The organism is Hymenobacter seoulensis, from assembly GCF_054780535.1.
The window spans coordinates 58,538-71,998 of the sequence record NZ_BAAGWD010000006.1; the positions used below are offsets into that span (position 1 = coordinate 58,538).

The window sequence follows — 13,461 nt, forward strand, 5'->3', positions numbered from 1 at the left end:
TTATCGGGCGTGGGCGGGTGACAACCAAGCAGTATTGCTTGCTTAGAATGGATCTAAATATTGGCAAAAATATGTACTGCCGAGCTTGTCGTCAAGCTTATTTAGAATAAATATAAAAAGGCCTTGTCTACCTATTTTTGCCAAGGCTACTGGTCGTATAGGAAGCCGCCCTGCTACTTTATTCCCGGGCTGAATCGAAGCGGCACCAGCTCCCTTCTGTTACCAACCTCCCCATTGCGGCCCGCAATCTTCAAACGCCCCCGTGCTGTCCACGGCCGATCGTCCCTGTCCTAACCCCCAAAGACCCGTTCCTTCAGGGCCACCGGGGCCGGGTGCTGGGCTAAGAATTCCTGCTTTACTATAAGCCAGTAGCCGCGGGCACCCCACTACGTTCCCAAGTATGGACCTGGCCCGGACACATCAGGTTGTAGGTATACGGCACTACAAAGCAGCGCTGGCAATCGATACCATGCGGCCAGCCCTTGCCATCCGGTAAATCGGCTCGTAGTTGCGCCGGTGGTCACGGGGCTGGGTGATCTCGGGGAGCTCTCGTGCGCATGAGGGGCCCAGTCCGGGTAGAAATGTATCTTTGACGGGATTCACCGGAGCGGAGGCCATCAAACGGTCGGCCACTTCCAGCCGCGTTTACCATTAATAATTTGCCTTAGCGGGAATTCCGGTTCCTACTACTGGGCAACCCCTGCGATGCAAACATCCCTCCTACTGCTTTTGCTCCTGACTTTAATCAGCAGTTGTCAGACCACCCCTCCCCCGGCCGCCGAAACAACCCAGGCCAGCACCCCTCCCCCTCCAAGTACCACTGCGGCCCCCACTGAAGAGTTGGCGCTGGCCGCCGTTACACGCTACGTGCAGCAGCAGTCCAATGCCTCCTTGTTTCAGGTAGATTCGGCCCGTGCCCTGGATGTACAGGATCATTGGCAGGTGCTGGTCCCGCGCACCGATTGGGCCGGACGGATGCCCAACAAAGCTGCTTTCCGCGTTGATAAGCAGACGGGGGCAGTCACTACGGTATCGGTAAAATAGCAGTAAACGGCCCAGCCGGGTGTGAGCTGATTTTTTGCACGAGACCTACTGCCCTCCCAAAGGCACTTAACCGCAACAGTAGTTTATCGGCCAGCGCGCTTGCTGGATTTTATGCGCTAGAAACAACGCCAGGGATTGCATTTGGCGTCTGACAACCCGTTAATGACCTAGGCTACTTTTGAGCATTAAGGGCCCAGTTATAGGGCAGAAACGTCAGCTTGGCCTTGGCATCAACCGCCTGGCCGATTGCGTACTTATTCAAAACTTTCTGCCGGGTATTGCCCTCCTTTTGGAAGTCGGCGGGGTAGAAGCTGAAGATTTCCGAAACCTGAGGTGCGCTGGCCGGTGCAAGCCGATTTTTGGTGGGGTCGTTGATAAAGTCCCGGGCCTGCTCCTCTAGTTGCTGCGGAAGCCGGCTGCCAATATAAGCCTCCCGGCGCAGCTTCGGGCACGATACAGCGGCGCAAACCAGGGCAAAATGCACCCGGTATTCGCCGCTGAATTGGCGCCGGATCAGGCGCTGCTCCAGGTCGTTGAGACAGTATTTTTCCTGGCCCAGCCGAATAAAGCGCTGATCCCAAACCGTATTCACCAACGTTTTATCGCCTCCCAGCTCCCGGATGGACTTTACCGGATACCCCCGCAGCACGCGCTGAATGGTGAAGGCATTGTAAGCATTCAGCCAATACGCCAGCTGGTCATTTCTGCTCCACTGCGCATTCGGCAGGGTATTGCTTACTGACTTCAGGTAGGCGCTGAGCTTGCTGGAGTCGGTCAGGAAAGCCCGGTAGTTTACCAGGCCCTGCTCATCCACGTGCTTTTTCAGCAGGGCATCCCAGGCAGCATGCGACGGCGGCTTGGTGCCGGCCATCGTCGGGTTTAAGTCCTTGACATAGCGCAGGTATTGGCTACGGCCGGATTGGGGCCAACCCAGCAGCATCGCCAGAAGCAAAACGGAAAGAATGACGCGGGGGAGCAGGTGTATCATACGGCAAACAATTTCCCGGCTTCGGGGCGCCCAACCTACGTACCGGCGTTTCGATTGGATGCTTCTGTACTGATTTCAAACTTGTGCACGCCAATCCGGCTCGCGCAGCTTCAGGGCACTTGCTAGGGCTTGCATGCCTAGTAACCGCGCGCTTGCCGCTGGGTTTGCACCCGGCTCCTTGTCCTCCGGGCATGGCCAATGGCCCGGAACCACCCTTGGGTCAAGGCCCCGACAGCAGTGCCTAGTAACCTGCATCAGGTTACTAGGCACTGCTGTCGGGGCAACTCTTCCGGTAAGTAAAACCAAGCTTTAGCGTTAGCTCAAGCGGTTTTTGGTGGATTGCTGCATCTGGCGTAGCCACGCCTGGGCTTGCTCAATGGAGTCAAACATTCGCATCTGCAGCCGGTCGCTTAATCCCACCTGCATGGCCTCCGCCGAAAGCGCAGCCATGGACTCGGGGCTCACTACGTTGGCAAAGTGGGTGAGTCCTTGGGCGGTGGCCCGGGGCGCCCAGTCACTCACAATCCACTCCACGGCATGGTCCCAGGGCCCAATTACTTGGCGGTTATCGTTGAGCAGACAGGTACAGGCGTGCTCCCGTAGCGGCAGCAGGCAGGCATCGGCTCCGGCTATAATTCCGGGCAAGCTTTGGTAGCCGATCCAATTATTGTACACCCACGGACCGGAGGCATCATATTCGGTGGTGAGGTATACTTTACCGAATCCGTTGAGTAGTTCAGTGGGCATGAGCGAGGAATATGGAGTGTAAAACGGCTGGTAACCTGAAGTTTAAGATAACTGTTTAAGCCATTCTACAGCGTCTTCTTCTTGATCGAAAACCCGGTAGGTAAGAGTGGAGGCTTTGGCCTCCCCCATTACCTGGGACATCGTAAGCCGGGCAAATACGTCCTGGGCCAATAAGACCGCGCCGTAAATTCCTTCGGGGCGCTGCCGGGAGCTATCCAGCCAATAATCGACGATCCAAGCGCTTTCCTCCGGGGTGTAAGGCGACATCTGCCGCTGGTCGCCGAGTAGCTTGTTCCAGTTATTACGGCGCAGCAGCACGCTGGTATGGGTTAAGAGCGCCTGCAAATCCGACAACACGCGGGGACCGGGGGAGTATTCGAACAGCACGTATCCATCAGGATGCTCAATTAATCGGCCAGCAGGGTTTTGAAAGTAAATTCGGGCTTCTGGATGGAACATAAATGAAAAAGGACTGGCTAGTAAGTACCGAGCCAGGACACAGCCTTGCTTAGGATGAGTTGGTGGGTAGTCGTTGCTAAAGGTACTACGGTGCAGCCGGATAAACTCTGCCCCCCTAGGAAATGCCACTACCCGAACGCGGCGTCGCCCATAACTAGGTGGCAAACTTGTCCAGATAGCAGGATACTTCCTCTGGCATCCTGTACGCCCGCGGGCCTGTCGCGGCCTGCTTATCTGAAGTTATCGGCAGTTTATACCCTCTCTTCATACCTCATTCCGATGTGCTCAACGGAGGATATCGGCTACTACATTCACACTTTATAAGACCCATATTTGGCGCCTTACCCCCTCCCCTACCACAACTTACCTATCCCATCAACGCGGTTTAGTTCGCTGTTTTCCACCCTTCATCAGCTGGATTAACTCATTTCGCCTGGGTATTGCATCAGCCTTATACCCGTTTTTCCGCTCGAACAGCTACCTGTTAATTGGATTGCCCTACTTAGGATCATAGCATCGAGCAGCTCCTAGTCGGCATGGGTAATTTCGCTTACTTGACTGACTTGGATTCCCGTTTGAGCCCTCCCACTCTGCGACAGCGACTGTGGTACTGGTGGCGACACTGTTACGTATCAATTCTAGTGTTTGTTCGTTTTGCGGAATATTCTACGACTCTGTAAACCAGATTTTCCAGATCCCTTTACATCCACCACCTCCTCATTAAGTTTTTAGTAATCAAGACACTATAGAACCTACTATTCCACCATCAAAATATACACTTGGGTAATTCTCTACTTTTCTATTTATACATATATACACCGTAAGATAAGAGCAGCGGACTGCTAGTCCTGCCATATAGCTGTTTTAACTTAGATATATTTTTCTACTTTTCTATATCTCTACTTTTCTACTTCCTTACTAAAAAGTCGCAACGCTGGCCTTCGTTTACCTCTACCATTTGCTCTTTATCTTTTTACACTTCTCTACTTTTATTCTTTTATATAGTTATACTTTAACACAAGTGTATTATAATATAATTATACCTTTCCCTTAGTGTACTAAGATTTTTGTGTCTTTATATTCTATAGTAGTAAATACCTTTCTACACTAGTAGAAAAATATACATTTACATCGGTATAATAATGTAATTATATTCAAGTGTATAAGTATGATATTAGCTTTGTATCTAAGTAGTATTTTACACTTGTATCTAGTTACACTAATTGCCTTTTCCACTTTTATCTTAGCTTTGCCAGTGCGCCGCTACCTCGCCAGCCGGCCCTAGAGTCCCGCCGTTTTACTTTAACTGCTTATGAGCAAAATCATCAGCTTCGCCACCCAGAAGGGAGGCTCCGGTAAGTCCACGTTAGCGCTGGTGCTGGCCGCCCCGCTAGCCACCGAGTACGGCCTGCGCATAGCGGTTCTGGACTGTGACTACCAACAGAGCATCGTGAAGACCCGCGAGCAAGTAGATGCCGACAACTTTGAGGAGCTGCTTAAAACCGTTCCTACCGCTCAGTATCCGTATGACGTGTTTGCGCTAAGACTGGATCAGGTTTTTGATTTCATTGACAACCCCGAGCACCAGTACGACCTGATTATTATTGACGTGCCGGGCCGGGCCGACGGCGACGACGTGTTCAACGTTCTGACGGCCTGCGACGCGGTCATTGTGCCGCTGGTATCAGATTACCTGGACCGGGCCTCTACGGCCGAATTCATGACCATCCTGGAGGCCATCAAGAAATCAGCCGATACCCACGGCATCGACTTCCAGTACTTCGGCCTCTCCACCAAGCGGGTTGCCGGGCGGCGGGAGGAAAAGCAGATGGACGACTACGTCGATAATCTGGGCCTGGTGCGCTTTAATGCCTACTTAAGCAGCCGGGTGGCGTATTCGCGGGCGTCTACGTTGTATAGCCTGCTCAATCCGGCGTGGCTGCGCTATGCCGGTGGTAACAAGGAAACTGCTGATGAAATCCGCCGGCTCTGCGAGGAGCTCATCGACCGCCTGGGCCTACCCAAATTGGGCGTAGCCCAAGCCAACCCCGCCATTACTTCCACCTCAACTGCCGCTAACTAATGCCCCAGTTCAAGCCCGCCAAGATCGAATCGCGCCGTGGACGCATTCCCGTATCCGACGAAGCCCGCCGCGAAGCCCGGGCCGGGATGGGAGGGGAGCAAACCGCCCTTGCGGCCGCTACGCCGCCTACTCCGGTGGCACCCGCTGCTGCCGCGGTACCCGCGCCGGAAGCACCCGCCCCCGCATCCGCGGCGCCGGGAAGGCAGGAGTCTGCGCTCGACGCCATACTGGCCTTGCCCAAACCAACACCCCGTGCCCGTGCAGTCAAGGCGGCACCCGCTCCAGCCGCGGCCATGCCCGAGCAGGAACACTCCGTAAAGCTGGCGCGCACGATAGTGCAGCAGATCAAGCTTAACCTGGCTTTGCTGCCTTACAGCCCGGAAAACCCTACCAATATCAAGCAGTACCTGGAGATGGCCCACCGCCTGCTCGATGCCCAGTTGCGCAAAGCGGGTAAGTTGCCTCCCGCTACATAACGTACCGGACCTGTACGGGCCACATCAGCTACCTACTGCAGCCCCTACTGCTGCATTGGGTAGCGGGCAATAGGGGAGGGGAGGGGAAGCATTATTTCCATAAACGCTTCTTTCCCAAGGCCCCGGCTAGGTTGATTGGTAGCGTGAACCGCTGCTTGCCCGTGGAGCCCAGTGCATGTTCCAGACAAAAGCCCTTAAATTGCAGCCGCACTGGCCGAGCTTGCATACTGCCGCGGCCACTTTAGGGACATCATATTAATCCGGCGGGGCAGGGCCCGCCTCCTGCTGCGGCATGATTCATATTGTTTACCTGAGCCGGGCTGTACACCCGCTCTCCGACCAGGACCTCCAGGAGTTGCTAGCCCAATGTCGGCGCGATAATGAGGCGCGCAATGTCACGGGCATCCTGTTCTACAGCCACGGCAACATTGCCCAGCTGATTGAAGGCGAGCCCGACGTGCTGGAACCCCTTTTTGCCACCATTGCCCGCGATGGTCGTCATTCCCATGTGCGCAAGCTGGTAGATAAGCCGATTCAGGCCCGCAGCTTTCCCGACTGGTCCATGGCATTTCACCCCTTGGAGTCCAGCGGTTTTGCCAGCCTGGCGGGCTTTCTGGAGCCGGGGCACCTAGGCGGGGCCCCGGAGTCCCTGAGTACTGCGGATGCCTTATTGCTGGATCTGGTGCGGCTGGCGGTGTTTGGGCCCGATACCGATACTAGGGCCGCTGAAACTGTTGAAACGCATGCTTAACGCCACCTTGCGGCCCGGGAGGAAGGTAGCAGTTTCCGGCGTTCACGCGCGGACCGCCACTAGTTACAACACGACCACGCATGGGTGAGCAGCAACTGCAGGATATCCTGCGCCACATGCCCGCTGGGGTGGCCACCCTGCAAGGGGCCGCCCTGCGCTTTGGCTTTGTCAATGAAGCCATGCAAGTGGTGCTGGGGCCCGTGGCCCAGCCGGGGCAGGCAGTAGCCGAGCACCCGGGTTCCCTGCCGGCTGACCTGCTGGAGGTAATGACGCAGGTCTACCAGTCCGGACGACCTTTTGTAGCCAAGGCGTATCGGTTGCCGCAGCCGGCCACCCACGACACGCCGGAGCAGGAACGCTACTACGATATTGCCCTGGAGCCCGTGCGGGAGCAGGGAAAGGCGGTAACGGGGCTGCTGTTGTTTGCCGTGGATGTAACGCCGCAGGAACAGGCCCGGCAGCGGGCCCATGAGCTGGCCATTGAAACCCGCCGCCTCGATACGCGCCTGCGGGTGCTCACTGAAACGGTGCCCCAAATCACTTTCACCGTGGACGCAACCGGTCAGGTTGAGTACGTGAGCCCGCAGTGGTACTACTTCACCGGCCAGCCCCCCACCGCCGACGTGAATGCCATGTGGCCGCTGCTCATTCACCCCGATGACCGCCTGCGGGTGCTCTACCAAACGGAGGCCGCCCGCGGGACCGGCACGGGGTGGAACTACGAATACCGGCTGCGCCGCCACGACGGGCAGTACCGCTGGGTGCTCAGCCGGGCACTACCGGAGCTGCATGCTCCGGATAAGCCCGTATTCTGGCACGCGGCCCTCACGGAGGTGCACGATCAGCGGGAGTTGGCCGATGCCCTGCGCCGCGGGGAGGCAGAGCTGCGCTTCCTGGCCGACAGCATCCCCCAACTAATCTGGACTGCCACGGCCGAGGGCTTTATCGACTACTACAACAAGCACACTGCTGTCTATTGTGGCCTCACCGCTGAGCAGTTGGGTCCTACCGGCTGGGTGAGTTTGCTGGCCCCGGCTGAGCAGGTCGTAGCCGCCCGGCGCTGGCTGCACTGCGTTGCCACCGGCGATGAGTTTGAAGGCATATTTCAGATGCGGCGCCACGACGGGCAGTACCGCTGGCACCTGATCAGGGCGCGGCAGCTAACTGATGACCGCGGCCCCCGCTGGTTTGGAGCCTGCACCGATGTCGACGACCAGCACCGGCTGCGGGAGGTGCTGCAAAGCCAGTACGACGAGATGGCCCGCACCAACCGCGACCTGGACACGTTTGTGTACACCGCTTCCCACGACTTAAAGCAGCCCCTGCTCAACCTGCGAGGCCTGTTCGATGAGTTGCGCACAACCGCATCCTTCGACGATCCGGAGGAAGGCCAGATCATTAGCATGGTGGACGACGCGCTTAGTCAGCTGGACCACACGCTGCAGGACTTAGCGGCTACCGTACAAGACCAGCGCGGACTAACTGCCCCGGCTGAGCCCCTGGATCTACGCAGCGTAGCCGACGAGGTATTGCTAGGCCTGGGACCGCAGGTGCTGGAAGCAGGATCCACCGTGGAACTGGATTTTCAGGCGGCGCCTACGCTGGTTTATGGGCGGGCCAACCTGCGCTCCGTGCTGCACAACCTGCTCAGCAATGCGCTAAAGTTTTTTCATCCCGACCGGGCCTCCCGGGTTACGGTCCGCAGCGGGATATCGGCGGCCGGGAAGCCCACGCTGCTCGTTCAGGATAATGGGCTGGGCATGGTGCTCCCCGCCCAACCGACTCCAACCCTCCAACCCTTTGAGCGGCAGCATCCCAACATCGGCGGGGCCGGCGTGGGCATGTATCTGGTGCAGCGCATCATCACTTCCCGGGGCGGCCACCTGGAGGTCAGCAGCACGGTGGGCGAGGGTACTACGTTTACCGTTTACTGGTTTGAGTAGCAGGTAGCAGGGGTGTGGAACCAACGTTCTGCTACTCCCGAATGGAACCTCCAGCCAGCCGTTAGCCGTTGCTTGGTATCCGGACGCGGGTTTACCGGCGTTTAGTACCTCCCTTACCCCAGCGTCCATGACCGTATCTCCTGCCGTAACCAGCTTTGCTTCAGCGTCCTTGCCGGAGTATGAATTAGAGTTATTTGTGGCGGGCGACTCCCCTAAGTCGGCGCGGGCATTTGCCAATATCCAGCGCATCTGCCAGCAGTTTCTGGTGGGCCGCCATACCTTGGCGGTAGTTGATGTAAGCTTGCAGCCGGAGCGGGCCAGCCTGGAAGGGCTCATTGGCTTACCCAGCCTTATTAAACGCCGGCCGGGTCTGGTGCGCCAGCTGGTCGGCGACCTGTCCGATCAGGTGCGGGTATTGCGCGTGCTGGGGTTAAACTAACTTTCAGGCGGCGGAGGAGTTGACCCGGAGGTGAAGAACACCATTACAGCCCTTGCTTTCTGGGTGGAGCGCAGCGCCCTCGGTGGTGACGGGTTTCTTGGCGGAAGCACTAGGGTTTACGCCTCTTTAACCAACCATTCTACTCCTTCGGCATCGGTCTGCTGCCGGAATCCCTGGGATAAATACACGAGGTCCAGGTGCTCGGTAAAGGTTGCTCCCTTGGCCTTGTTCTTAAGCAGCATAGCCTCGTACGCTTCCCGGGCTTCCTGCAGTCGGTACCGGATGACGGCCGCCGGGGCCGCGGGCCGGCGGGCAGCTGGTTTCTGACGCTGCTGCAGGGCTTTGCGGTATTCCTCTACCAAATGCCCTTTGGTAATGGCCGTAAACACGGCGCCCGCCAGGCTTTTAATCTTGCCCAGACTGTTTTTGGTGCGCTGCTGCTGCACCACGTACTGCACGTAGCCCGGTTCTACCTCGCCTTTATCAATGAGCTCGCCGATAGAAGCAATGCTACTGGCTGAAACGCCGGCTTCCAGCAGCGCTTTCTGCCATTCAGTGGTAGCGGGCAGGGAAGGGAGCAGCACTTCGCTGGTGACGGGCGTAAAACGGAAGCGGATTTCCTCTACGCTGTTGTTTTTGCCCCGCAATAAATCGTAGGCAAACGCCAGGTTGGTTTGCGAGAGTTCGTGCTGGGCCCGATCCAGCACCCGCAGCTTAAATAACGGGAACTGTTTGTACTGGCCTTCCAGATCCAGCACCCGCTTTAGTTCATCCACGCTGATGGTACGGGTGCCAAAGCTGCCGTACTGCTTGAGCAGCCAATAGATGCGGTAGGAGTGGGCGCTCTTGAGCTTAAGCAGCTGCATCAGCTGCGCCTGGGTGAAGTTGCCGTCGTTTAGCTGGAGCAAGTGCTCGCGCACCCGGTCGTTAAAGCGTACCACCAGGGCCCGTTCCTCACTGCTGTAGTCGGCGTACGCCATCAGCGGGGTGTTAGAAAAGCTGGGGGCTTCCTCCAACGTTTTTCCGGCCCGCTTTTTTTTACTAGGTCGTTCAATATAGATAACCCGCGAGGCCAACAAAGCGCACATATCTTTGAGCTGCTGGTAGTCGTTGCTGCTGGGTCTGCGGCCCGACACTGCCACTACCTCCGTTACGGGAATGCGCAGCTCATGAAACTCGGTATCTTCCCGATTAATACGAGCCAGCATGGCCATAAACAACCGCATCTCCAGCGTGGTAAGCGCAAAGCGGGCATTCACCAGGTCGTTGCGCTGTACTACCAGCTTACTGACCGGCTCGGCGGAGTCTTGGTTAAATAAGTCTACCTGCATATCGGATAAGGGCAAAGCACGGGTTGGGGAAAGCAAAGTATTACAAAAAACTATGTTGTAATAGCCTTTCGTGCTTTTGGTAATAGCCTCCTTCCGGAAATTCGTGCTTTTGGTAATAGGCCTTTCGTGCTTTCTGTAATAAGGCTTCGTGCTTTTGGTAATAGGCCTTTCGTGCTTTTGGTAATAGAGTTGCCTTATAACCGGAAGACTATCAAATAGTTACGGCACCCGTAATAATAGGTAAATAGTATAAATAAGGAAAACGACCGTTTAAATGTAGTCGCGCTTTTTTTTTAATTGACTATAAAACATGGGGTTCAGCAGCTTGAAAGGACTGCAGCCTTAAAGAGTCGATTTAACTGGCGGCGGCGCGCCTATTTCGTGCTTTTTGTAATAGGCAATTCTGGTTCGCAGGGTAGTAATAGGTTGAATTGCTGCTGTTTGCCCAATTTTCAAGGATAACACAGCCTCGAAACGGGAGGCTTTTAGGGTATTACAAAAAGCACGAAATCGGAGCGAGGCGATCACGGCCCGTAGGGTTATTACAAAAAGCACGAATATTCAGAACCGAGAGTATACAGCCGGGCGCAACCCTTCACGTAGAATTCGTGCTTTTTGTAATAGCCTTTCCGCTGGTATTGGCTGTCTGAGGGATACGGTAGCGATTGGGCGAGTTACGCAACAGAGCATCGCTTACGGGGGGCTCCAGAACTGAAAGCCAGAACATATAGCGTAGAAGCACGAAACGAAAAACTACACTTTTTCACGAAGCAGGACAGGAGTTCATCAGCTGTCTGTTGCCGGGTTGTAAAAACGCACTCCACCCTAAAAACGCCGACTAAGAGTGAGCCTACCCCTAAAGGGATACTTCGGAGCCTAAGAAGGAATTGCTGAGCGATTTTAATCTGACAATCAGTGAATTAGATAAAAAGTAGAAAGCCGAAATTATGTAATAACTCCTGAGCTTATTCGGTGGTAATTTCCTTCGCAGCATCCGAAGGGTGTTGATACAAGCCGTTTTAAATCTTCGTGTTATACTCTTTAGTAGGTCTCCATTTTCGATGAAAAATGTTTCTTCCCGCCGGCTGCGCTGGCGTTTGCCCCGCTGGCGTGCGGCGCTGGCCCGCCAGCCCCTCGCGGCCTTCCTGCGCCGCTTTGCTCCGAGCCGCTCCCTGACACCGGGCTCCTATGAACGCCTGCTGATGGGACGGTATGCGCAAGGTGAGTTGAGCCTTTCCCAGGCCGAGGCTGACTTAAACCAACTCATAACTGACTGGGAACTGCTTTACCGGGGGTAAATTCCCCGGCACGGAAGGGGCTAGGAAAGTGGGGAGATGAGGTATCCGAAGTAGGTCCAACCTTCGGGAAAGCATGGTTTTCTTTGGAACGAAGGCTCCCGGCTGCTCGCAAACACTACAAGGCTGCTATGCCGCCGCCAGCAAGCTGCGCGGGTCGGTTGAGGCAGGTAAGTGGCCTAGTAGCCACGCCGCTATTTAATTTCCTGCACCCAGATATTTCGGAAACGGATAGGCTCGCTTTTGTCGCCGTGGGCTTGAAGCTTGATGGGAGCGGGGCCGTGGGCCTGGTACTGCGGCGGGCCAATGTAGCGCGTTGGGCCCGCCAAGGCTACGTTTTTCTGAACTACTACCCCATTGAACACGACCGTAACGCGGGCGGGGGTTAGGAGCGTGCCATCAGGCCGGAAGGTGGGGGCCGTCCAGAGCACGTCGTAGGACTGCCACTGGCCCGGGGCCAGGGTGGGGTTAGCGCGCGGGATGTGCTGCTTGTAGATGCTGCCCGCCATGCCATTCACGTAGGTCGGGTTGCGGTAAGAATCCAGGATCTGCAGCTCGTAGCCCAGGTCGCCGGGCCCCAGGGAAGCCAGGAACACCCCACTGTTGCCCCGCACCTGTCCTTCGCCCGTGATGTTGGCCGGTACCTGCCACTCCAGGTGCAGCCGGTAGTTGGTGAAGGTGCGCTTGGTTTCAATGTTGCCGGCGGCTTTATCCACGGTAAATGCCCCATCTGCTACCGGCCAACGGGCTGGTTGCGTACGGTCATCGGCTGCCACCCACTCGGCCAGGCTGGACCCTCCGAACAAAACGATGGCAGTGGCGGGGGCGGGCGTGGCTTTCAGCCGGCCCGTTACCGTTTTCGGGACTGGTTTCCACACTTCGGTATCTTCGGGCCGGCCGGTTTGCTGGGCCACTACCGGTAAGGTGATAAGGCTGAAGCCGGCCACGAAGGCGGGCAAAAGAAATGCTTTCATGCAGACTGCTAAACGGAAACCATAAAATGGGGAGGTGATTACACGTCGCAGCGCTGAATAGCCTGGCGTAAGGAAGCCAGCTTATCCGGCTGCTGCGGTATAAATTCCTGGGCCACGTACCCTTGGAAGCCGGTGGCCCGAATGGCCCGCATGATAGCGGGATAATTCAGCTCCTGCTCTTCTCCAATTTCATGGCGCCCGGGTACCCCCGCTGTATGGTAGTGGGCAATGTAGGGGTGGTACTGCGTCAGGGTGCGGATAACGTCGCCCTCGTTGATTTGCATGTGGTAGATGTCGTAGAGCAGCTTAAAGTGCGGGGAGCTAAGCCGTTTAGCCAGTTCCACGCCCCAGGCCGTGCGGTCGCACTGGTAGTCGGCGTGGTCAACCTTGCTGTTGAGCAGCTCCATAACCAGCACTACCCGGTGCTGCTCGGCCAGCTTAACCAGGGGCGCCAGGCCCCGCACGCAGTTTGCCCACCCTTCCTCATCTGACTTACCGCGCCGGCTGCCGCTAAAGCAAATCAGGTTGGTGTAGCCGGCCTGGGCTACCTGCGGAATCATGGCCGCGTACTGCTGCTGCAGGCGGGCGTGGAACTGCTGGTCGTTGAAGCCGTCGGTAAGGTTGATTTCGGCCCCGTTGCACATGGGTGAGTCCAGCCCGTACTTTTTCAGCGTGGGCCAGTCCGCCGGCCCGACCAGGTCGATGCCGCGGATTCCCATTTCCTTCGCGGCCGAGCAGAGCTGCTCCAGGCTCAGATCCGGGAAGCACCAGCGGCACACCGAATGGCGGATATTTCCTTTCAAGGCAGATAAAGCAACAACGGGTTTTTCCTTGGTGGTGCAGCTAGCGGCTAGCCCCAGGGTGCCCACGGCGGCGGTGCCGGTAAGCAGGCCCCGCAGAGCGGCGCGGCGGTTCCAGGTAGCGGCCATAC

At 56.7% G+C, this 13,461-nt stretch carries 13 protein-coding genes; 7 read left to right on the plus strand and 6 right to left on the minus strand.

Translation table 11 applies throughout. The annotated features are described in order from the left end of the window. The first annotated feature begins 705 nt into the window (after positions 1-705). Entirely contained in the window at positions 706-1,044 is a 339-nt protein-coding gene (locus ACYVHC_RS19165; protein ID WP_460615414.1) for a hypothetical protein, read from the plus strand. Between the two features lie 172 nt (positions 1,045-1,216). On the opposite strand, the gene ACYVHC_RS19170 is transcribed toward ACYVHC_RS19165, so the two are convergent. The 3 genes from ACYVHC_RS19170 to ACYVHC_RS19180 form a co-directional block, all read right to left on the minus strand. Then, entirely contained in the window at positions 1,217-2,032 is an 816-nt protein-coding gene (locus ACYVHC_RS19170) for a DUF547 domain-containing protein (RefSeq protein WP_460615415.1), read from the minus strand. Positions 2,033-2,347: 315 nt separating this feature from the next. Further along, on the minus strand, positions 2,348-2,779 hold the full coding sequence (locus ACYVHC_RS19175; RefSeq protein ID WP_460615416.1) for an STAS/SEC14 domain-containing protein: 432 nt from the start codon (positions 2,777-2,779) through the stop codon (positions 2,348-2,350). 42 nt (positions 2,780-2,821) lie between these two features. Then, positions 2,822-3,238 carry a hypothetical protein gene (locus ACYVHC_RS19180; protein WP_460615417.1) on the minus strand — a complete coding sequence of 139 codons (417 nt, stop codon included), beginning with the start codon at positions 3,236-3,238 and terminating at the stop codon, positions 2,822-2,824. A 1,312-nt stretch (positions 3,239-4,550) separates the two neighbouring features. Between ACYVHC_RS19180 and ACYVHC_RS19185 the strand changes: the two genes are divergently transcribed. The 5 genes from ACYVHC_RS19185 to ACYVHC_RS19205 all read left to right on the plus strand — a co-directional run bounded on the left by ACYVHC_RS19185 (position 4,551) and on the right by ACYVHC_RS19205 (position 8,930). Next, entirely contained in the window at positions 4,551-5,321 is a 771-nt protein-coding gene (locus ACYVHC_RS19185) for an AAA family ATPase (protein ID WP_460615418.1), read from the plus strand. Beyond that, a complete protein-coding gene (locus ACYVHC_RS19190) occupies positions 5,321-5,797 on the plus strand; it encodes a hypothetical protein (protein WP_460615419.1) in 477 nt (158 codons plus the stop codon). The genes ACYVHC_RS19185 and ACYVHC_RS19190 overlap by 1 nt, the downstream gene beginning before the upstream one ends. 292 nt (positions 5,798-6,089) lie before the next feature. Then, positions 6,090-6,548 carry a BLUF domain-containing protein gene (locus ACYVHC_RS19195; RefSeq protein WP_460615420.1) on the plus strand — a complete coding sequence of 153 codons (459 nt, stop codon included), beginning with the start codon at positions 6,090-6,092 and terminating at the stop codon, positions 6,546-6,548. An 80-nt stretch (positions 6,549-6,628) separates the two neighbouring features. After that, positions 6,629-8,491: a sensor histidine kinase gene (locus ACYVHC_RS19200; protein ID WP_460615421.1), complete on the plus strand. Its 1,863-nt coding sequence runs from the start codon at positions 6,629-6,631 to the stop codon at positions 8,489-8,491. 127 nt (positions 8,492-8,618) lie between these two features. Continuing rightward, positions 8,619-8,930: a thioredoxin domain-containing protein gene (locus ACYVHC_RS19205; protein ID WP_460615422.1), complete on the plus strand. Its 312-nt coding sequence runs from the start codon at positions 8,619-8,621 to the stop codon at positions 8,928-8,930. A 116-nt stretch (positions 8,931-9,046) separates the two neighbouring features. Here the strand turns inward: ACYVHC_RS19205 and ACYVHC_RS19210 are convergent, their stop codons facing one another. Further along, complete coding sequence (locus ACYVHC_RS19210) at positions 9,047-10,276, minus strand: replication initiation protein (protein WP_460615423.1); 1,230 nt, start codon at positions 10,274-10,276, stop codon at positions 9,047-9,049. Between the two features lie 1,046 nt (positions 10,277-11,322). Between ACYVHC_RS19210 and ACYVHC_RS19215 the strand changes: the two genes are divergently transcribed. Then, on the plus strand, positions 11,323-11,559 hold the full coding sequence (locus ACYVHC_RS19215) for a hypothetical protein (RefSeq protein ID WP_460615424.1): 237 nt from the start codon (positions 11,323-11,325) through the stop codon (positions 11,557-11,559). Positions 11,560-11,750: 191 nt separating this feature from the next. Here ACYVHC_RS19215 and ACYVHC_RS19220 read toward each other — a convergent pair whose 3' ends face one another. Both ACYVHC_RS19220 and ACYVHC_RS19225 read right to left on the minus strand, forming a co-directional pair. Next, the gene (locus ACYVHC_RS19220; RefSeq protein ID WP_460615425.1) at positions 11,751-12,530 is read right to left on the minus strand and encodes a 3-keto-disaccharide hydrolase; all 780 of its coding nucleotides are present in this window, start codon (positions 12,528-12,530) and stop codon (positions 11,751-11,753) included. Positions 12,531-12,568: 38 nt separating this feature from the next. Then, entirely contained in the window at positions 12,569-13,459 is an 891-nt protein-coding gene (locus ACYVHC_RS19225) for a hydroxypyruvate isomerase family protein (RefSeq protein WP_460615426.1), read from the minus strand. Between the last annotated feature and the right edge of the window lie 2 nt (positions 13,460-13,461).

Coding starts and splice junctions, on each gene's coding strand:
- ACYVHC_RS19165 (WP_460615414.1), top strand. CDS start 706: ATGCAAACATCCCTCCTACTGCTTTTGCTCCTGACTTTAATCAGCAGT.
- ACYVHC_RS19170 (WP_460615415.1), bottom strand. CDS start 2,032: ATGATACACCTGCTCCCCCGCGTCATTCTTTCCGTTTTGCTTCTGGCG.
- ACYVHC_RS19175 (WP_460615416.1), bottom strand. CDS start 2,779: ATGCCCACTGAACTACTCAACGGATTCGGTAAAGTATACCTCACCACC.
- ACYVHC_RS19180 (WP_460615417.1), bottom strand. CDS start 3,238: ATGTTCCATCCAGAAGCCCGAATTTACTTTCAAAACCCTGCTGGCCGA.
- ACYVHC_RS19185 (WP_460615418.1), top strand. CDS start 4,551: ATGAGCAAAATCATCAGCTTCGCCACCCAGAAGGGAGGCTCCGGTAAG.
- ACYVHC_RS19190 (WP_460615419.1), top strand. CDS start 5,321: ATGCCCCAGTTCAAGCCCGCCAAGATCGAATCGCGCCGTGGACGCATT.
- ACYVHC_RS19195 (WP_460615420.1), top strand. CDS start 6,090: ATGATTCATATTGTTTACCTGAGCCGGGCTGTACACCCGCTCTCCGAC.
- ACYVHC_RS19200 (WP_460615421.1), top strand. CDS start 6,629: ATGGGTGAGCAGCAACTGCAGGATATCCTGCGCCACATGCCCGCTGGG.
- ACYVHC_RS19205 (WP_460615422.1), top strand. CDS start 8,619: ATGACCGTATCTCCTGCCGTAACCAGCTTTGCTTCAGCGTCCTTGCCG.
- ACYVHC_RS19215 (WP_460615424.1), top strand. CDS start 11,323: ATGAAAAATGTTTCTTCCCGCCGGCTGCGCTGGCGTTTGCCCCGCTGG.
- ACYVHC_RS19220 (WP_460615425.1), bottom strand. CDS start 12,530: ATGAAAGCATTTCTTTTGCCCGCCTTCGTGGCCGGCTTCAGCCTTATC.
- ACYVHC_RS19225 (WP_460615426.1), bottom strand. CDS start 13,459: ATGGCCGCTACCTGGAACCGCCGCGCCGCTCTGCGGGGCCTGCTTACC.